The following is a 20,920-nucleotide window of genomic DNA, read 5'->3' as shown; positions in this document are numbered from 1 at the left end:
TCATTAGATAGGCTTATAGATATTGCTAGAGGACTTAATACCACTATTAGTTACCTTCTTGATGAAACTAATGAAAATGCTATTAACTTTGATTCTAAAATTTTATCTAATCCTGACTTCAAGAAAATTTTAGAAGAGTTTAAAGATTTTAATTTATGGTCTGATGAAGATAAGAAAGAAATTTTAGCTTATTTAAGAGCTAAAAGTATAGTTAGAAAATCTAAGTAATTTTTTAAGCCAAATCGATTTTTATTAGTTCTCTTGATTTAGCTATTGTAATATTTTTATTCCTTTTTTAGCGACAAAAGTGACAATTGTAACTACATCTACTCTCTTTCTTTGATTTTTATTCATTCTATCTATCACCTTTACTTTTTTGATTCTACTGTCGCTACTTTAGTCTATTCCATGTCCTCTAGTAGTATTTTAGGAGTTAGTCTCATTTGAATTATTAGAGATATTCCAAAGTCATTATTACAAAGTATTAAAGAATTAGTGTAATCTTCTCCTCCTTCTACAGTTATTTTATCAACGTATTCTGGAATAATATCATCTACATCAATGTAAATTTCCTTTAGTTTTTCAAAATCTTCTTTAGCTTCAATTACTAAAATATAACCCCCATCGCCTCCTTCTACATACCTATCTTCTCCGTACTCACTATCTAGTATAGATGCTACCGATTTAATTACTTCTACTACTTCCTTTGGTAAGTCTAAGTTTTCAGTTTCCTTTACATGAGCTATTTTTATCATGGTGTATCTCTCCTTTTTATAAAATATAAAAGCCCAAGAAAGTAATTTATTATTTTAATTACTCTCTTGGGCTAATCTTCAATATCAATCTTTTTAAGTATCAATCTTAGAAAACAAATTTACAATTCATACTGCTCCAACCTCAATCTTACTACTACTGTTTCTACTGCACTTTTATTGACTGTTTCAATATCATGTCTCCTTTCTATCATTCTCTTATTTAAATAATATATATTTATAATAATCTTAAAAACGGATTTACTCTGAATTAGCATGATTCATTAGGTGAAAAAAAATCTATTGAAAATGTTGTGTTTTTAAATTAAATATTTTCTCTATTTGAATAAGTTCCTATAAAAAAACTCTAATCTTTAAGTAAAAAGATTAGAGTTTTTTTATATAATTTTATATACTTCCTAATTCTATTATTAATACTATTTTCAAATAATAATTCATTAAAATTAAGCTTCTTTTAGCAATTCTACATATCGATCATAAATTGAATTGTAATCTTTATTTAATAAATTTCCCCTACCTACTAAATCTATTTCATTATACTCGTAACTTGATATAGATTCAATTGTTTGTTCATTGTTAGAAATAAAAATGAAAGATTGAAAATTATCTTTAAGATTATTAAAAATGTATTTTGACGTTCTATCCTTTTCTTGACCATTAAAATCATCTTTTAAAAAGGTATCAATAAACATTGGAATGTTTATAGTATTTTCAGCATTTATTGCCATTCTATATATTGATAAATACTGTGCAATATACGCCTGTACTTTTGTTGCTCCTGATAACATTATATTCACTGATTCAAGGTTTGAAACGTAATAATTCTTATATGCAAACGGTATTTCTAAATCCTCAAATGCTTTTATCATTAGTTCTTTATATTCTTTTGCAACATTAATCTTATTTAAATCATTTAAGCTTTTTTCGACCTTTTCCAAGCTTTCTTGATCTTTATCTCTTAAGACTCTTAACTTTGAAACCTCATCTAGTAACTTTTCATTAACTTGATTTAAAGCATAGCTATTAGCTCTATCTGATAACTTAATAATTTCTGCATCAGCATTTAGTTTATTTCTAAGTTCAACATTTTCATACTTTATATTTTTAACATTACTCATTGAATAACTTATTTCTTCTTCAGCTTCCTCAAGATACATATTTAATTTTTCTCTTTCTTTAATGAGATTCTGCTGAGTTAATAGTAACTTATAATTTTCCTCCATATCCTTATGGATTTCCTGTTTACAATTAGGACACTTCTCTCCTAATTCTTGATTTATTATTTCATCAATTGAAGAGTCTAATTTAACCTTCATTTCTAGCAATGAATTCTTTTTATAAATTTTTTCATTAAGCTCTCTTTTTAACTTGTGCTCTGTTTCAACAATGTTATTATACATGTTTAAGGCATATTCATATTGTCTTTGAAACTCTTCAATATTGATATTCTCTATTATTTTTATATTCTTATTATTTTCTTCAATTATTAATTCTTTACTTTTTATTAACGCATCTCTTTCAATTAATCTACTATTAAGTATATTTTTCTGTAATTGAAGTTTGTAGTATTCATTAGAACGTGCTCCAGTAAAATACTCCAAAATAATTTTTTTATAATTATTTATAAATGGTATTCCTGTAAAAGTAGATGTTAAATAACTTTGCCAACTAAAATCTTGGTCTGTATAAAAAGGTAGAAATATATGATTTGGATAAAGTTTCGTCTCTCGATTCTCTCTATCTGTAGTGACTAATTCTATCCCCATAATATCATTTAAGTAATCCTTAAATCCTTTAGTATCATAAAAATTTTTGATCTCGTCTCTATTTCTAATTATTTTGAAGAAATTTTTACCTTTACCACCTTTTAATTTTTTTCTAATTAAAAGATAATTATTTTCATCTATATTAAAATCAATGATATAAATATTTTCTGGCATTTTAGATATAAAATCCAAATTTCTAACATCACAACCTAGAGTATATAGTATTGAGCGAGCTAAAGAAGACTTACCAGAATCTTTTTCACCAATAACTAAATTAATTTTTTCTTCAAACTTCTCATTAAAAGCTTTTTTTTCAGTTGGTGATAAAATTGAAAACTCGTTTATAAAAAAATTCACTTAATTCATCTCCTTTGCTATTACTAATAATATTAATGCTTTAATTTCACATTCATCTAATATTAAACACATATTCTCAAAACTTTGATTAGCTTTTATTGACTCAAAAACCTCATATACATTACTAAATTGATTATCTCTGTAATATTTTCTAATACTATTATAATCTTGGACACTTGGATCATTATTTATTCTAATACAATTCTTAAAAGTATTAAAATTCATACATATTTTGAAATTTTTACCATCTTCGTCATTTAGAAAATGTACATAGTTTCTATATTCTAAGTCCTCTTCAAAACTAGCAAATTTATTAATCTTATCCATAACAAATTCAGATGTTAGCTTAGTTTTATTTTTTCTTATTTTTCTTATTTCATTTGTAAGAGTATTATATAAAGCTAAACTATTAATTTTGTTTTCACCCATAATATTTTTTATGACATCTTCAATAAATATTCTAGTAACTTCTTCATGTCTATTTTTTGGTATCAATCTAATAGCTCTCATATTAGACCAATCATATTTTTTTATTGTTGTATTGTTTATAATATCCCTTTTTGCTTCTTCCTTTAATAAATCAAAATTCAACACTTTTAAATCTTTACAATCTTTTGATAGTTTTTTAGAGAATGTTTGATTTTCACAAATCACTAGATTGTTATATACCGAGTGTGATGGAAAAACTTCTTTTATAGAAGAATAATTATTATTCATTTTCTCAATAATAGATAATGTTGACTCATTTTGTTTTGTCTTTTTTTGGCTACTATATAAAACATTAGGCGTTAAGTTCCTATTGATACTTTTAGCTTGATATAATTGAATTTCATCAGTGAAAATAATAAAATCTTCAACTTTTTCATATATAAGAGCACATTTGTTTTTATTTTCGATTTCTTTAAACATTAGATATACGGCTGAAGAAACTTGAAATTCAAAACCATCTAAAGCATTATCTCCACCTTTTTCGGAGTCAGGCATTGATTGTATTTTTTCAATTATAGCGTTGTCTAGCATATAACCCCCCTCTTAAAGAGTACAATTACCAAATATGTATTATTTTAACTTAATTATAACATATTATCATTTATAGAATTATAAATTCATACAATTTGTATAAATTATTTCCTACTCTCATTAACGAACATTGAAAATAAGCTATCTACCAAATAAAACAGATTGTACTCTCAACAAAAACCGCCTTTACTTATGATAAGATTAACTTCATATAAATAATAAATAGTTAAACCCAATTTAATCCAGTTTAACTATTTATTATTTATATAAATTAAAAAACAACCATACCTATATGATATGGTTGTGGGTTTCATTGGTGGAGGCGAGGGGAATCGAACCCCTGTCCGAAAGCTCTTTCCCTAAAGCTTCTACGAGTGTATCTACTATATTAAGTTCTCGTCTCTCTTATGGCCTAGTAGCGGGCTATAAGATCGACCAGCCTTAGTTAATCTGTCTTTAGTCAAGGCACCCTAAAGATAGGTCCCCACTTCAATGACGTTCTAGTCTAACCCGTGGGCAAGTTAGGTAAAACGAGCAGCACTATTAGGCTGCTAAAGCGTAATTATCGTTTGCGTTTATATTTAATCCCTAGTTTTTACATGTCCTAGAGAAACATGACTCGCTACTCTAAGTTCCAAACCCCCGTCGAAACCTTTACGCCCCCATGTTTTAGTATCTGCTCGACATTTCTCTTTGAATACGTCTTTGAGCATCTTTTTTAGCTAAATCATGGCGTTTATCATAAAGCTTCTTCCCTTTAGCAAGTCCTATTGATACTTTAACCTTACCTCTTTTTAAGTATACACTAAGAGGTATTAAGGAATATCCTTGTTGGTTTATAAGTCCAATAAGCTTTCTTATTTCTTGCTTATGAAGTAATAGCTTTCTAACTCTAAGAGGATCTACATTAAATATATTTCCTTGCTCATATGGGCTTATATGAACTTGTCTTAAAAACACCTCTTCATTATCAACAGAAGCATATCCATCTCCTAAGTTCAGTTTACCTGCTCTTATAGATTTAACCTCTGTACCTTTAAGCTCAATACCTGCTTCATACACTTCCTCTATAAAATAGTTATGTCTTGCCTTTCTGTTTGATGCTAAGATTTTATTTCCTTCACCCATAATTTCACCCTCTTACTACTTCAATACTTATCGTGAGAATAATAATATCATATCTGAATTTAATTGTCAAGATTAAGACTTGAGTCTAAACTTTAAAACTCAAATCTTAATCTTATTATTTTCACTTTATCAAATTTTATACTATTGTAAGCTCTATTTCTTTAAAATCTATATTAACACTAGCTACTTTCACTCTTAAGCTATCTCCTATTTTATAAGTTTTCTTAGTGTGCTCTCCAATTAAAACGTAGTTATCAGAATCAAATATATAATAGTCATCATTTAAATTAGATAGCCTTATAAGTCCTTCTATAGTGTTCTCTATCTCTATAAACATACCAAATGATGTTACACTAGATATTCTTCCTTCAAATTCTTCTCCGATTCTATCAGCCATATATTCTGCTTTTTTAAGATCTTCAACTTCTCTTTGAGCATCATCTGCTGCTCTTTCTCTTAAAGATGACTGATCTGCTGAATATGCTACTATCTGTTTAAGTTTTTGCAATCTCTTCTCGTCTATCTTTCCATTTATAGATTCTTTTATTATTCTGTGTATTTGAAGATCTGGATATCTTCTTATAGGTGATGTATAGTGAGAATAATATTTTGCGGCAAGCCCAAAGTGTCCAGAACAATCTGGTGAATATCTAGCCTGCTTTAATGATCTTAGCATAAGTGTAGAAACAACCAATTCTTCATTCGTTCCTTTAATATCATTTAATAGTCCCTGTAGGCTCTTTGGATGTATTTCTTCAAGATTTCCCTTTATATGATATCCAAATGTTGCTACAAATTTATTAAATTGATCTATTCTCTCTAGACTTGGAGTTTCATGTATTCTATAAACAAAAGGTATCTTAAGCCAAAAGAAGTGTTCAGCTACTGTTTCATTACTTACAAGCATGAATTCTTCTATTATTTTATTAGCTATTCTTCTTTCATACTTTTTAACGTCTAATACCTTTCCATTCTTATCAAGTATTATCTTAGCTTCTGCAAAATCAAAATCTATAGCTCCTCTTGATGATCTTCTCTTCATAAGTATCTTTGCAAGTTTTTCCATAGTTCTAAAATCTTCTACTAAATCACTATACTTATTTATAAGATTCTCATCTTCATTTTCAAGTATATCAGATACATCAGTATATACCATTCTGGCTTTAGTATTTATTACAGATTCAACTATTTCATGATTTAAAACATTACCACTATCATCTATTTCCATAAATATAGATAAAGTAAGTCTATCTACATTTGGATTTAAACTACATAGTCCATTTGATAATTTAGTTGGAAGCATAGGAATTACTCTATCTATTAAGTATACAGAAGTTCCTCTTTTTAAAGCTTCTTTATCAAGCTTACTTCCCTCTTTAACATAATGAGTTACATCAGCTATATGAACTCCTAATTTATAATTTCCATTTTCAAGAACCTCTATAGATACTGCATCATCTAAGTCCTTAGCATCTGCTCCATCTATAGTAAACGTAGTTATACCTCTAAGGTCTACTCTTCTATTTATCTCTTCTTTAGGTATTTCATCACTTATTCTTTGTGCTTCTGCTAGTACCTTATTAGGAAATTCTTCTGGTAAGTCAAGCTCTCTAATTACAGATAGTATATCTACTCCTCTTTCACCTTTCTTACCTAGTACCTCTATTATTCTTCCCTCTGGATTTCTTCCTTTTTTAGGCCATTGAGTTATTTCACAAACCACCTTATCACCGTGTCTAGCTCTTAAAGATTCTGCTTTTGGTATATATATATCTCTTGTGAATCTCTTGTTATCAGCCACTACAAATCCAAAGTTTTTACTTGACTCATAAACTCCAACTACCGTCTTAATAGATCTTTCAACTATTTTTATAACTTCACCCTCTGCACGTCTACTCTCTTTTGCTGTTTCCATTATTCTAGCTACAACCTTATCATTGTGCATAGCTCCATTTAAATGTTCTGCTGGTATAAAAAGATCTTCTACTCCTTCTTCATTTGAGACAACAAATCCAAACCCTCTTTGATGCATTTGCATTCTTCCAACAAATAAGTTCATTTTAGTAGGAAGACCATATCTCTTCTTTTTAGTTTTATATATTTCTCCCTCTTCTTCAAGTTCATCTAAAAAGTTATAAAACATCGCTCTTTCAGCTGGATGTATATCAAATATATTTGAAAGTTCCTCTTTAGTTAAAGGATTGTATGCGCTTTCTTTCATAAACATAAGTAATGTTTCTTTCATTCCTGGTATCATCGAATACCCTCCTATTAAAATTAAAGTTTTAATTATAGTTATATGTTTTCCATTTATTATTATTTTAAATCCTATTTTTAGTAATATAAATTTTAACACTAGATTTTATAATACCATTTTCTCCATATTAATACATCATTTTTTTCTATTTCCAAAAATAATATTAACACCTATACCAATTAGTATTACAGGCCAAAATTTAACTAATATATCTATAGTATCTACATGTATAATATTGAAATTTTCTAAAGTCCATCCTATCCCTAAAACAATGAACAATATACCCCAAATCAATCCGCCCTTATTCATACTAAACATCTCCCTGTTTCTTCACTATAATATATATTCCAATTATAATAAATATTATAGGCCATAATCTTTCTATATCTATCCAATATAGATATTCATCTATCAAGCTAAAAACCCCTATTGAAATCAATATTATCCCTAGTAAAACCTTGTTTTTACTATGTGTTTCCTTATTATATTCATATATACTTTTGCTTTTATTCTTATTATATTCACTAAAGCTTTCTTGTGGTATTATAACTGCACATATTATGTAGGCAACAATTCCTAATCCACCTGCAAAAAATCCTAATATCCATAAAACTCTAACTATAGTTGAATCAATATCAAAGTATTTTGCCAGTCCTCCACAAACTCCAGCCAGAACTCTATCATCTAAAGATTTATAAAGTTTTTTGTTCATAAAATACCTTCCTTTCTTAATATATTTCTTTAAATATTCAAAAGAACTGTATATTAATATAATATACAGTTCTTTTGAATATTTAAAGGTTTATTTTAATATTTTTAGTAATATTCCTCCATATTGAACAAATAATGGAGCAAATACTAACGATACTATAGTCATAAGCTTAATTAGAATATTTATAGATGGACCTGATGTATCCTTAAATGGATCTCCTACCGTATCTCCTACAACAGCCGCTTTGTGAGGTTCACTTCCTTTACCTCCATGATTTCCTTCTTCTATATATTTTTTTGCATTATCCCATGCTCCACCTGCATTTGACATCATTATAGCCATAAGTATACCCGCTACTAACGCTCCAGCTAAAAGACCTCCTAAACCTTCTGTTCCAAGTAACAATCCAGTTAATACAGGAGATAACACTGCAATTACTCCAGGTAATACCATTTGTTTTAAAGCCGATGCTGTAGATATATCAACACATTTTGCATAATCTGGTTTTGTAGTTCCCTGCATTATTCCAGGCATTTCTCTAAATTGTCTTCTAACTTCTTCTATCATTTCAAAAGCTGCTTTTCCTACAGCTTCCATAGTCATAGCTGAGAATAAAAACGGAAGCATTCCTCCTATTAACATACCTGATATAACTACAGGATTAGTTATATCTATTCCACTAAGGTTTGCAGCTTGTGTATATGATGCAAATAAGGCAAGTGCTGCGAGTGCTGCTGAACCTATTGCAAATCCTTTTCCAATAGCAGCTGTAGTATTTCCAACTGAATCTAGTTTATCAGTTATATTTCTAACTTCACTTGGAAGTTCACACATTTCTGCTATTCCACCTGCATTATCAGCTATAGGTCCATAAGCATCAACAGCAATTGTCATTCCAGCTGTTGATAGCATTCCTACAGATGCAAGTGCTATTCCATAAACTCCCGAAATAGAATAAGATATCAATATTCCAAGAGCCATAACTAATATAGGCCATAATGTAGATCTCATCCCAACTGCTAATCCTGATATTATAGTTGTGGCAGGTCCTGTTTCAGATTGATAAGCAATTTTTTTAACATGAGAATAATCACTAGATGTATATATTTCAGTTAATTGTCCTATACACATTCCAACTATTATACCTATTAATACTGCCCAAAATCCTTTTAAATCTCCTAATAAGTTGTTTGATAAGAAAAATCCAAAGCCCATAGTTAAAATTGAAGATACATAAGTTCCTATCTTAAGAGCTTTATGAGGATCACTTTTTTCATCTGCTTTTACAAAAAATGTTCCTAATACACTTCCTATTATTCCACCTGCTGATAATAATAGAGGGAATATAGCTCCGTTTATCCCATATGATATAAGTCCAAGTGTTATCGCAGCTATTAATGATCCTACGTACGATTCAAATAAATCAGCACCCATACCTGCAACGTCACCTACATTATCTCCTACATTATCAGCTATAACAGCAGGATTTCTAGGATCATCTTCTGGTATTCCAGCCTCAACTTTACCTACAAGGTCTGCTCCTACATCAGCAGCCTTTGTATATATACCTCCTCCAACGCGCCCAAATAAAGCAAGAGAAGATGCTCCAAGACCAAATCCTGTAAGTATCTTTGCTGATTCAGAAGGATTATTCCCTAATGTATAAAGAATTAAAAATAAAAATCCAACTCCTAAAATTCCAAGACCTACTACCGTCATCCCCATTACAGCTCCTCCAGAAAATGCAATGCTTAACGCTTTGTTCATTCCATCTTCTTTTGCTGCGTTTGCTGTTCTTACATTTGCTTTTGTTGCAACCTTCATTCCAAAAAAACCTGCAAATGTAGAAAATAACGCTCCTACTAAAAAACAGACTCCTGTAAGTGGATTTATAAATAAACATAAAACTATAAATATAGCTCCTACAAATAAAACCAAGGTTTTGTACTCTCTAGTCAGAAAAGCCATAGCACCTTCTTGTATGTATGAAGAAATTTCCTTCATCCTATCAGTACCAACCTCTACCCTGTTAATCTTATTTGCTAGTATGAATGCAAATAACAAGGCTATAATGCCTGCAATTGATGCAATGCCTGAATATAAGATCATTTTCATAACCTCCCTTTAAGATTTATTTTAGCTTTTAAATAGCTATATTAGTTTTATATTATTTTATTTGTCCTATTATGATATATATTTGGATTAAATTAAAAATGACGCTTATTAGAATATCTATAGATATTCTAATAAGCGTCATTTTTTAATTTGCTAGAATACAAAACTATTGTATAGCAACTAATGCTAGTGCTACTAATATAAATAAAGTTGCACAAACAGATGTCACCTTTGAAAATAAAGCATCTAAACCTCTTGCTTTAGTTCCCATAGCTTGTTCTGCCCCTCCTGCTATACTTCCAGAAAGACCTGCGCTTTTTCCTGATTGAAGTAATACACTTACAATTAATACTATACTAGTTATAAGTTGAACTACCATTAAAAAAGTCTTCATAATGCACCTCCTTGGTTTTAAGCTCAATTAATATAGTTAGTTTAACATATATAAATTAATAATTCAATTAACAAAGTATATTAGATAATTATTTTTTTAATATGCCTTAGTTGTATACACAAAAATAGGAAGGACATAAATCCTCCCTATAGTTTTTTATTATTTTAAGTTAAAGAAAGCATTCATTCCAGGGTATTGAGCTACTTCTCCAACTATTTCTTCGATTCTTAATAATTGGTTGTACTTAGCAACTCTATCAGTTCTACAAGGAGCACCAGTCTTGATTTGTCCTGCATTAAGTGCAACAGCTAAATCAGCTATGATAGTATCTTCAGTTTCTCCAGATCTATGAGATATAACTGCTGTATATCCAGCTCTGTTAGCCATTTGTATAGCATCTAAAGTTTCAGTTATAGTTCCTATTTGGTTAAGCTTTATAAGTATAGAGTTTGCTATACCATTTTCTATACCTTTTGATAATCTCTCAGTGTTGGTAACGAATAAATCATCTCCAACTAATTGAATCTTGCTACCTAATTTTTCAGTAAGTAACTTCCATCCATCCCAATCATCTTCATCTAATGCATCTTCAAGAGATATAATTGGGTATTTTTCAACTAAACTAGCATAGAAGTCTACCATTTCTTCAACAGATAACTCTCTTCCTTCTCCAGCTAATACATACTTTTTAGTTTCTTTATTGTAGAACTCTGTAGCAGCTGCATCTATAGCTATTTTGATATCTTTTCCTGGCTCGTATCCAGAAACTTTAACAGCTTCAACTATTACTTGTAAAGCTTCTTCATTTGATGCTAAGTTTGGAGCAAATCCTCCCTCATCACCTACACCAGTTCCAAGTCCTTTTTCTTGTAATACTTTCTTTAAGTTGTGGTATATTTCAGCACACATTCTTAAAGCTTCTTTAAAACAACAAGCTCCAACAGGCATTATCATGAATTCTTGGATATCAACGTTGTTATCAGCATGTTCTCCACCATTTAAGATGTTCATCATTGGAACTGGAAGTTGCTTTGCATTTACTCCACCAATATATTGGAATAATGGAAGTCCTAGTTCTTCAGCAGCAGCTCTAGCTACAGCCATAGAAACTCCAAGTATTGCATTAGCTCCTAATTTTCCTTTATTCTTAGTTCCATCAATATCTATTAATAAATTATCTATTCCTACTTGATCAAATATATTCATACCTTCAAGTTCTGGAGCTATTATATTGTTTACATTATCAACAGCTTTAGTAACTCCTTTACCTAAGTATCTTCCTTTATCTTTATCTCTAAGTTCAACAGCTTCAAAAGCTCCAGTAGAAGCTCCAGATGGAACTATTGCTCTTCCTATTTCTCCACTTTCAAGCATAACTTCAACCTCAACAGTTGGGTTTCCTCTTGAATCTAATATCTCTCTAGCGTATACTTCTTGAATAAAACTCATATTTGTTTCTCCTCTCTAAATTAACAGATTTATTTTATCCGAAAGCTAAGAGTTCTAAGACTCCATCCTCTTCAGGTTGGAGATGAGAACTCTACAGCTTCTGGATAAGTTCAACTAACCTTCAGATGGAGTTACAAACTCCACCTGAAGATAAGTTTCACTTGATAATAAGACTATTTCCAGTCATTTCCTCAGGCTTTTGTATATTCATAGTTTCAAGTAAAGTAGGTGCTAAATCACAAAGTCTACCTCCAGCTTTTAACTTAACATCTTCATCAGTTACAAATATACATGGAACTTCGTTTGTAGAATGAGAAGTAACTGTATTACCATCTTCATCAGTCATATGCTCAGCATTTCCATGATCTGCTGTAATTATAGCTTTTCCGCCTAATGAAACTATCTTTTCTATAATTTTTCCAAGACATTCATCTATAGTTTCAACAGCTTTAACAGTAGCATCTATAACTCCTGTATGCCCTACCATATCTGGATTTGCATAGTTTAAAACTATAAAATCATACTTATTTTCATCAAGTCTTTTAATTAAATTTTCTGTAACTTCATAAGCTGACATTTCAGGTTTCAAATCATATGTGGCAACCTTAGGCGATGGTATTAAGCATCTTTCTTCTCCTTCATTAGGTTCTTCTACTCCTCCATTGAAAAAGAATGTAACATGAGCATATTTTTCAGTTTCTGCAATTCTAAGTTGTTTTATATCCTTAGAACTTAAATATTCACCTAATGTATTAGTAAGTTTTTGAGGCTTATATGCAATATTCACTTCATTTATCGTTATATCGTATTGAGTCATACAAACAAATACAGTGTTTATATAGTCTCTTTTAAAGCCATCAAAATCTTTTGATGCTATACTTCTTGTTATTTGTCTTGCTCTATCTGGTCTAAAGTTAAAAAATACAATTGAATCATTTTCTTCTATTTTAGCTATAGGTTTATTATCTTCAAGTATTACAGTAGGAAGTACAAATTCATCAGTTTTATCTTCATTATATGCTTTTTCAACTGCTTGTTTTGCACTATTTGCTGTTTCTCCTTTAGATAGAACCATACTATTATATCCAAGTTCGATTCTTTCCCATCTATTATCTCTATCCATTGAATAATATCTTCCAGAAACAGTAGCTATTTTACCTACTCCTATTTCTTTCATGTAAGATTCTATTTCATCTATATATTTAATTGCACTTTTAGGGTCTGTATCTCTTCCATCTAAAATTGCATGTACGTATACTTTTTCAAGTCCTTCTCTTTTAGAAAATTCTAAAAGTCCTTTTAAGTGATTTATATGAGAGTGCACTCCTCCATCAGATAAAAGACCCATTATATGAAGATTTTTATTATTTTGCTTTGAATTATTAATAGCTTTTAATAATTCTTCATTTTTAAATAAATCTCCATCTTTTATAGCTTTAGTTATTCTAGTAAGCTCTTGATATACTATTCTTCCTGCTCCAATGTTTAAGTGTCCAACCTCTGAATTTCCCATTTGTCCATTTGGAAGACCCACATATTCTCCACTTGTCTTTATTGAAGTACAAGGGTATTTTGTTATATATTCATCCATATTAGGAGTTTTAGCTTTCTTTATTGCATTTCCTAAATCCGAATCATTAATACCCCAACCATCTAATATAATCAAAGCTATAGGCTTTTTCATGTCTATCAACTCCTTAGAAATTAACAAGTTCTACGTAATCTTTTGGCTGAAGACTCGCTCCACCAACTAAAGCACCATCTATATCTGACTCGTTCATTATTTCTTCAACATTAGCAGGCTTAACACTTCCGCCATATTGTATTCTAACTTCTTCCGCAGTTTCTTCAGAATATACATTAGCTACAACTTCTCTTATATAAGATATAACATCATTAGCATCTTTACTACTAGATGTTTTACCTGTACCTATAGCCCATATTGGCTCATAAGCTATAACTATATCCTTTATATCTTTTTCATCTACATTTGCTAATGCTTTTTCAACTTGAACCTTAACTACATCCTTAGTTTTATCAGCTTCTCTTTCTTCTAAAGTTTCACCAACACAAATTATAGGATTTATTTTATACTCTAAAGCTTTTATAACCTTCTTGTTTACAGTTTCATCAGTTTCGTTGAAGTATTGTCTTCTCTCAGAGTGACCTATTACAACGTAGTCAACATCTATTTCTTTTAACATAAGAGGAGATATTTCTCCAGTGAAAGCACCTTTTTCTTCAAAATGCATATTTTGAGCACCGATTTTAATATTTGTTTCTTTTGCAGCTTCTTTTAAATCCTTAAGTAAAGTAAAAGGAGCACAAATAACAGCTTCAACATCAGTTCCTTTTATTTCAGATTTAACTTCATTAACAAATTCAACAGCCTCTTTTATAGTTTTATGCATTTTCCAGTTTCCTGCAATAATAGGTTTTCTCATAACTACACTCCCCTTTTAAATTATTTATTGTTTAAAGCTACTATTCCTGGAAGCTCTTTTCCTTCTAAGAATTCAAGTGAAGCTCCTCCACCAGTAGATATGTGAGTCATCTTATCTCCAAAGCCTAATATATTTACAGCAGCAGCACTATCTCCTCCACCGATTACAGTTGTAGCATCCGCATCTGCCATAGCCTTTGCAACTTCTATAGTTCCCTTTGCAAAATTTTCAAACTCGAATACTCCCATAGGTCCATTCCATATAACCGTTTTAGCTTCTTTAACAGCATCAGCATATAACTTTGCAGTTTTAGGTCCTATATCAAGTCCCATAAATCCTTCTTTTATATTCTCACTATCCGTATTAACAGGAGCTGTATCTTTATCAAACTTTTCTCCAGTAACATGGTCAACTGGAAGTAATAGTTTAACTCCCTTTTCTTTTGCTTTTTTAAGCATCTCCATTGAATAATCCATTTTATCTTCTTCAAGTAAAGAAGTTCCTATTTCATATCCTTGAGCTTTTAAGAATGTATAAGCCATTCCTCCACCGATAATTAAAGTATCTACTTTTTCAAGTAAATTATTTATAACATTTATCTTATCAGAAACCTTTGCTCCTCCAAGTATAGCTACAAATGGTCTTACTGGAGCTTCAACTGCTTCTCCTAAGAACTTCAATTCTTTTTGAATTAAATATCCGCATGCACTAGTTTTTACAAATTCACTAACTCCAACAGTAGAACAATGAGCTCTATGAGCAGTTCCAAATGCATCATTTACGAATACATCAGCTAAAGAGGCTAATTCTTTTGAGAAAGCTTCTTCATTTTTAGTTTCTTCTTTTCTGTATCTAGTATTTTGAAGTAAAACTACATCTGAGTCTTTCATATTATTAACTGCTTTTTTAGCATTGTCTCCTACGACATTATCATCTGCTGCAAATATAACTTCTTTATTTAACATTTCTGATAATCTCTTAGCTACAGGTGCTAACGAAAGCTCTGGCTTAGCTTCTCCCTTTGGCTTACCTAGGTGAGAACATAAAATAACTTTTGCTTTATTTTCTATTAAATATTTTATAGTAGGTAGGGCTCCAACTAATCTGTTCTCATCAGTTATAACACTATCTTTTAAAGGTACATTAAAGTCACATCTTACTAATACTTTTTTTCCGCTTACATCTATATTTTCTATAGTCTTTTTATTTAACATTGACATAGCATACAGCTCCTTACTTTTTATATTTTAATTCAACCATAAAAAGTCCAGAGTCCGTAGTATACACTACAAACTCGGACTTGTTTAGAACTTAAATTATAATATTATTTTGAAAGGTTTACAAAGTGTTGTAAAGTTCTTATTAATTGAGCTGTATATGACATTTCGTTATCATACCAAGCAGCAACCTTAACTAATTGTTCTCCATTAACTTCCATAACCTTAGTTTGAGTACCATCAAATAGCGATCCAAAGTGCATTCCAATTATATCAGAAGATACTAATGGCTCTTCAGTGTATCCATATGACTCATTAGCAGCAGCCTTCATAGCTTCGTTAACTTCTTCTACTGTTACCTTAGTTTTAAGTGTACAAACAAGTTCAGTTAATGAACCTGTTATAACTGGAACTCTTTGAGCTCCTCCGTCTAATTTACCTTTAAGTTCTGGTATAACAAGACCTATAGCTTTTGCAGCTCCTGTTGATCCTGGAACTATATTAGAAGCAGCAGCTCTTGCACGACGAAGATCTCCTTTTCTGTGTGGTGCATCTAATGTATTTTGATCGTTAGTGTAAGCATGTATAGTAGTCATAAATCCTTTTGTTAATTTAAATTTATCATTTAATACTTTAACCATAGGAGCTAAACAGTTAGTAGTACAAGAAGCTCCTGATATAACTGTTTCTGATCCATCTAATATCTCATGGTTAACATTGAATACTACAGTTTTTAAGTCACCTTTTGCTGGTGCAGATACAACAACCTTCTTAGCTCCTGCTTTAATGTGTCCTTCTGCTTTTTCTTTTTCAGTAAAGAATCCAGTACACTCAAGTACTACATCTACTCCCAATTCTTTCCAAGGTAAGTTTTCTGGGTTAGCTTCAGCAGTTACTTTTATTTCTTTTCCGTTTACAATAAAAGCACCTTCTTTAACTTCTATTTCTCCATTGAAACGCCCTTGAGCTGAATCATACTTGAATAAGTGAGCTAATGTCTTAGCATCTGTTAAATCATTTATTGCAACTACTTCAAACTCACTTTTATCTAACATTGTTCTTAATGCCAATCTACCTATTCTTCCAAATCCATTAATAGCAACTTTAATCATATTTATTCCTCCTAATTAATTTATATTTTAAATTGCAAACTAATTTATAATATTAAATTAGTTCACATATTTTATTTGCAGCACCTTCATCAGTAATCAAGACTAAATCACTTTTTATCTTTGATATAGCAAGTATTGCTTCTGCTTTTCTTCTTCCTCCAACTATTCCTATAGTATTTTTTATAGATTTAAAATTTTCAAGCTTTATCCCTATAGTGCTAGTCTCGTATATTATTTCACCTTCTCTGTTAAAATAATAACCAAAAGCTTCACCTACAGCTTCTTTTGACATTATGTACTGATAGTGAGAGTCTGGCATCTTTCTTCTCCTTGCCATATCATCTGCTCTTCCAATGCCAAACACTAAAGCATCTACATTTTGTATATAATTTAGTGTATTATTTATCTCAGGCTCTAATATTAAGCTATTTAGAGTTTCTTCAGTTACATTATCAGGAACATGTAAAAGTTTATAATTTCCTCCAAATTTTTTACCAATTATTGCAGCTATATTATTTGATTGAATTTCTACCTCTTTGCCAAGGCCCCCTCTAGCTGGAACTAATAATATATTTTCATATCTTTTTGTTTCATGACAACAATTAGCAAACTCTAGCATAGTATTTCCGCCAGTGACTCCTATTATATAATCATTTTTTATTATTTTAGTAAGATATTTGTAAGTTGCTTTACCTATATCTTTTATAACAAGAGAGTCCTCATCAGCATTTCCAGGTAGTATTATAACTTTTTTTATTCCTAGTTTTTTCTTTATTTTTTCTTCTAACTCAGAAATACCCATTATTTCATCCATAAATAACTTCAAATCATTAAGCAGGTTGATTCCATTTTCATTTATACTCATTCCAGAAGTATGTATATTTATAAGATCTTGTTTTTTTAAAAATTCAACCTCTGATCTTACTATTCTCTCGCTTAAATCCAATTTGTTTGAAAGAGATCTTCTACCTATAGATTCATTTAATGATATCTTATTTAATATTTTATATCTTCTATACATAACATCTAAAACTTCAGGCATTATTTTTTTCTGAATTTGTATCAAATTTTTCATAATCACATACCTCTTAAGTTTTTTGTCCCTGTATTCATTTTTTGTCCCTATGTTATCATTTTTAAGCGGGACCAAAAAGTCCCTATCGTTTTTTTCAGTCCCACTCTTTAATTTAATTCTATACCAATATAGAAATTTTTTCAATATTTTTTTAAAATAATATTATTTATTTAATATCTAATAAAATTCTTTTCTTTTAGAAGATGATGATATACCTAATTCTTCTCTATATTTTGCAATAGTTCTTCTAGATATATTTATATCTTTTTCTTTTAATAGATTACATATTTTTGAATCACTATATGGTTTTTTCTTATCCTCAGAATGTATTATTTCCTTTATTATAGTTTTTATACTAGTAGAAGCTATATCTTCTTGTTGCTTTAATCCACTGCTGAAAAAATATTTTAATTCAAATATTCCATGTGGTGTTAGCATATATTTTCCATTTACACCTCTACTAACTGTGGATTCATGTATTTCTAAATTTTGAGCTATATCTTTTAATATTAAAGGCTTTAGATACTTGTTTCCATTTTCAAAAAATTCATATTGATATTTCACTATTTCTTTTGAAATCTTAAGTATTGTATTTTTTCTACTTTCTATATTTTTAACTAGATTAAATGCAGAATTTAGTTTTTCCTTTATATACTGTTTAGCATTTTCATCATCTTTAGAATTTTTTAATATTTCTTCATAGAATTTATTTATTTTTATATTGGTAGTATTTTTTTCTTTTAAATAAACTTCATACTCTTTTCCTATTTTCTCAACTATAACATCTGGTTTTATATAATTATTTTTTGAAGAAGTATATCTATTTCCAGGTTTAGGATCTAGCATTTTTATTATCTTTACTATTTCAACACATTTTTCCATAGTTATTTTATACTTTTTACATACTTCTTTATACTTTTTATCCGCTAATAATTTCAGATCATTTTGAACAATATTTTCTAAAATACTCTCTTGTATATTTTTCTCCTTTAATTGAATAATTAAACATTCTTCTATATTACTAGCTCCTATTCCACTAGGTTCAAGAGTTTGTACTATCTTCAAATTTTTCATTACATTTTCTTTAGTCGTTTTTAATATACTTGCAACTTCTTCTATATCACTTTTAAAATATCCTTGCTCATCTAGTGAATCTATTATATATTCAACTATTTCTTTATCTTTTTCATTTAAACTATAATAGCTTATTTGATTTTTTAAATGTTCATACAGATTAATATTATATTTAACCATATTTTCTATATTGTAATCTTCATTATCATAATTAACTGAACTTGTTTGATTATAAATTCTATTATTCATATTATCTATGTATTTTTCCCAATCTATATCATCATTTTTATCAACTTCTATAACAGGATTTTCTTCTTTTTCTTTAGATATAAGTTCTTCTAAATCTTGAGTACTCATATTTAATATATCTAAAGACTGTTTCAATTGTTTTGTAAGTATTAACTTTTGACTTTGATTTAATTCTAAACCAAAATTTATTTTCATAAAAAAACCATCCTTTACTCAAACTCATATTTAATAATATTATTATATCAAAAAACTTTTTTTAAATTTAATATTTATTAATATATCTTCCTTAATTTTTATTCATTTTTAATTCCATTTATTTGTTTTTATTGAAATTTTTGATATATATATTTTACTATAACTTTCGGTTTTTTTGACATACTAATTAAAAGTTAAACATTTTTCTATTTTAAAGGAGGTTATAAAATGATAAAAAATTTTAAACTGCATGTTGTAAGTTTTGTATTTTTACTGATATTTGGATGTGCAAGTATATCTTATGCCGATACTGTTTATACGGTAGTTAAAGGTGATAGTATGTGGAAAATTGCTGTAAAATACCAGATTGGATTATCTGAAATAATAAGTGCCAATCCTCAAATTAAAAACCCAGCACTTATATATCCAGGGAACCAACTTACTATTCCTCAAATCAACGATGTAAAAGCTGTAGAAAATGAAGTTGTAAGACTTGTAAACATAGAAAGATCTAAGAATGGTTTAAGTCCACTTACTCAAAACTGGCAATTATCAAGGGTTGCAAGATATAAATCTCAAGATATGATAAATAAAAACTATTTTTCTCATACATCACCAACTTATGGAAGCCCATTTGATATGATGAAAAACTTTGGTATAAAATACTCAACTGCAGGTGAAAACATAGCATATGGTCAAAAAACAGCAGCTGCGGTTATGAATTCTTGGATGAACTCTCCAGGACATAGAAAGAATATATTATCTCCGAACTTCACTCAAATAGGAGTAGGGCTTGCTACTAAGTCTAATGGAACTAAGTATTGGACACAGATGTTTATAAGACCTTAAAAAATCTTAATGAATTTTAATTTTGTGCTTTAAGCAAAAATAAATGGTATTAAAATACCGTGAATGCGTTAAATATTTTTATAAAACTAAGCATTACATCTTATTGAATATCCTAAAAGTTCTAAACTCACTTTGTTCAAACAACGAACTTTCTTAACGGATATTCAACCGATGTAATACAAGTTTTATACAAAAATATTTAAATCATTCCCTAACATTTTAATACCATTTATTTATATGTAGTGTTTAGCGAATTAGTAATATTTTTTTACATATATAACCCACTCATTATTCTCTTCATATTATGATTTTTTATATTTGCTTTAGGTGAAACCATCAACACCCTAAAACCTTTATTATCACCTGTATACCAATTTGGTGCTATAGCTATTGTAGCTAAACCATATTTCCTAGCTCTTTAAATACAATAGCTACTCCACTTTTATTATAGTATAGATTCACATATTCACCATCTATTTTTTTCATACATATATCCTTTAAAGTAAACATTGGTATTGAATGATATAATCTATAAATATTTATAATCCCCTTAAATTCAACTATATACATCATTCCATTCAATATCTAATATACCCCCTGTGGTAAGATAGTTGTCGTAGGAAAGAATTAATGATATTCTCGAATAAAGATAATGAAGGAGATTAGACCTATGGCAAAAAACAATAAAAGATATCCAATATAAGAAAAACAGCAATTGATAAAAAGAATGCTGC

The 20,920-nt window shown here is 29.3% G+C and carries 19 protein-coding genes and 1 other RNA gene; 2 read left to right on the top strand and 18 right to left on the bottom strand.

Annotated features, from left to right (window positions below; translation table 11 throughout):
* Positions 1 to 228: hypothetical protein (locus N4A48_RS07775; protein ID WP_330665074.1), on the top strand; the 228-nt coding region annotated here is incomplete at its 5' end.
* Between the two features lie 173 nt (positions 229 to 401).
* On the opposite strand, the gene N4A48_RS07770 is transcribed toward N4A48_RS07775, so the two are convergent.
* The 17 genes from N4A48_RS07770 to rpoN all read right to left on the bottom strand — a co-directional run bounded on the left by N4A48_RS07770 (position 402) and on the right by rpoN (position 19,337).
* Positions 402 to 755 (bottom strand): hypothetical protein, encoded by a 354-nt coding sequence (locus N4A48_RS07770; protein ID WP_293665307.1) that lies wholly within the window; start codon positions 753 to 755, stop codon positions 402 to 404.
* Between the two features lie 461 nt (positions 756 to 1,216).
* A complete protein-coding gene (locus tag N4A48_RS07765; RefSeq protein ID WP_293665306.1) occupies positions 1,217 to 2,896 on the bottom strand; it encodes a hypothetical protein in 1,680 nt (559 codons plus the stop codon).
* A complete protein-coding gene (locus tag N4A48_RS07760) occupies positions 2,897 to 3,916 on the bottom strand; it encodes a dsDNA nuclease domain-containing protein (protein WP_293665305.1) in 1,020 nt (339 codons plus the stop codon). It lies immediately after the preceding gene.
* A gap of 314 nt (positions 3,917 to 4,230) precedes the next feature.
* Positions 4,231 to 4,580, bottom strand: a transfer-messenger RNA (tmRNA) gene (ssrA, locus tag N4A48_RS07755).
* Positions 4,581 to 4,585: 5 nt separating this feature from the next.
* Positions 4,586 to 5,044: an SsrA-binding protein SmpB gene (gene smpB / locus N4A48_RS07750; protein ID WP_293665304.1), complete on the bottom strand. Its 459-nt coding sequence runs from the start codon at positions 5,042 to 5,044 to the stop codon at positions 4,586 to 4,588.
* A gap of 136 nt (positions 5,045 to 5,180) precedes the next feature.
* Positions 5,181 to 7,301: a ribonuclease R gene (gene rnr, locus N4A48_RS07745; RefSeq protein WP_293665303.1), complete on the bottom strand. Its 2,121-nt coding sequence runs from the start codon at positions 7,299 to 7,301 to the stop codon at positions 5,181 to 5,183.
* Positions 7,302 to 7,436: 135 nt separating this feature from the next.
* The gene (locus N4A48_RS07740) at positions 7,437 to 7,610 is read right to left on the bottom strand and encodes a LiaI-LiaF-like domain-containing protein (RefSeq protein ID WP_293665302.1); all 174 of its coding nucleotides are present in this window, start codon (positions 7,608 to 7,610) and stop codon (positions 7,437 to 7,439) included.
* A gap of 1 nt (position 7,611) precedes the next feature.
* On the bottom strand, positions 7,612 to 8,013 hold the full coding sequence (locus N4A48_RS07735; RefSeq protein WP_293665301.1) for a PspC domain-containing protein: 402 nt from the start codon (positions 8,011 to 8,013) through the stop codon (positions 7,612 to 7,614).
* A 90-nt stretch (positions 8,014 to 8,103) separates the two neighbouring features.
* Positions 8,104 to 10,122: a sodium-translocating pyrophosphatase gene (locus N4A48_RS07730; protein ID WP_330665073.1), complete on the bottom strand. Its 2,019-nt coding sequence runs from the start codon at positions 10,120 to 10,122 to the stop codon at positions 8,104 to 8,106.
* A gap of 172 nt (positions 10,123 to 10,294) precedes the next feature.
* Positions 10,295 to 10,522, bottom strand: coding sequence for a preprotein translocase subunit SecG (secG, locus tag N4A48_RS07725; RefSeq protein WP_293665298.1), 228 nt, complete (start codon positions 10,520 to 10,522; stop codon positions 10,295 to 10,297).
* A gap of 159 nt (positions 10,523 to 10,681) precedes the next feature.
* Positions 10,682 to 11,971, bottom strand: a complete 1,290-nt coding sequence (gene eno, locus N4A48_RS07720; RefSeq protein ID WP_293665297.1) for a phosphopyruvate hydratase — start codon at positions 11,969 to 11,971, stop codon at positions 10,682 to 10,684.
* A 157-nt stretch (positions 11,972 to 12,128) separates the two neighbouring features.
* Positions 12,129 to 13,655 carry a 2,3-bisphosphoglycerate-independent phosphoglycerate mutase gene (gene gpmI, locus N4A48_RS07715; RefSeq protein ID WP_293665296.1) on the bottom strand — a complete coding sequence of 509 codons (1,527 nt, stop codon included), beginning with the start codon at positions 13,653 to 13,655 and terminating at the stop codon, positions 12,129 to 12,131.
* Between the two features lie 13 nt (positions 13,656 to 13,668).
* Positions 13,669 to 14,415 carry a triose-phosphate isomerase gene (gene tpiA, locus N4A48_RS07710; RefSeq protein ID WP_293665295.1) on the bottom strand — a complete coding sequence of 249 codons (747 nt, stop codon included), beginning with the start codon at positions 14,413 to 14,415 and terminating at the stop codon, positions 13,669 to 13,671.
* A 20-nt stretch (positions 14,416 to 14,435) separates the two neighbouring features.
* A complete protein-coding gene (locus tag N4A48_RS07705) occupies positions 14,436 to 15,635 on the bottom strand; it encodes a phosphoglycerate kinase (RefSeq protein WP_443081749.1) in 1,200 nt (399 codons plus the stop codon).
* Positions 15,636 to 15,739: 104 nt separating this feature from the next.
* Entirely contained in the window at positions 15,740 to 16,744 is a 1,005-nt protein-coding gene (gap, locus tag N4A48_RS07700; protein ID WP_293665294.1) for a type I glyceraldehyde-3-phosphate dehydrogenase, read from the bottom strand.
* A 52-nt stretch (positions 16,745 to 16,796) separates the two neighbouring features.
* Entirely contained in the window at positions 16,797 to 17,819 is a 1,023-nt protein-coding gene (locus N4A48_RS07695) for a sugar-binding transcriptional regulator (RefSeq protein WP_293665293.1), read from the bottom strand.
* Between the two features lie 177 nt (positions 17,820 to 17,996).
* On the bottom strand, positions 17,997 to 19,337 hold the full coding sequence (gene rpoN, locus N4A48_RS07690; protein WP_293665292.1) for an RNA polymerase factor sigma-54: 1,341 nt from the start codon (positions 19,335 to 19,337) through the stop codon (positions 17,997 to 17,999).
* 228 nt (positions 19,338 to 19,565) lie between these two features.
* Here rpoN and safA point away from each other — a divergent pair, with 228 nt between their 5' ends.
* Positions 19,566 to 20,186, top strand: a complete 621-nt coding sequence (gene safA, locus N4A48_RS07685) for a SafA/ExsA family spore coat assembly protein (RefSeq protein WP_330665072.1) — start codon at positions 19,566 to 19,568, stop codon at positions 20,184 to 20,186.
* Between the two features lie 396 nt (positions 20,187 to 20,582).
* Here safA and N4A48_RS07680 read toward each other — a convergent pair whose 3' ends face one another.
* Positions 20,583 to 20,768 (bottom strand): hypothetical protein, encoded by a 186-nt coding sequence (locus N4A48_RS07680; RefSeq protein ID WP_293665291.1) that lies wholly within the window; start codon positions 20,766 to 20,768, stop codon positions 20,583 to 20,585.
* Positions 20,769 to 20,920: the final 152 nt, after the last annotated feature.

It is taken from the genome of Tepidibacter sp. (assembly GCF_025210165.1).
In the GTDB taxonomy this organism is placed as follows: domain Bacteria; phylum Bacillota; class Clostridia; order Peptostreptococcales; family Peptostreptococcaceae; genus Tepidibacter_A.
This window is presented reverse-complemented; position numbering and strand designations above follow the sequence as displayed.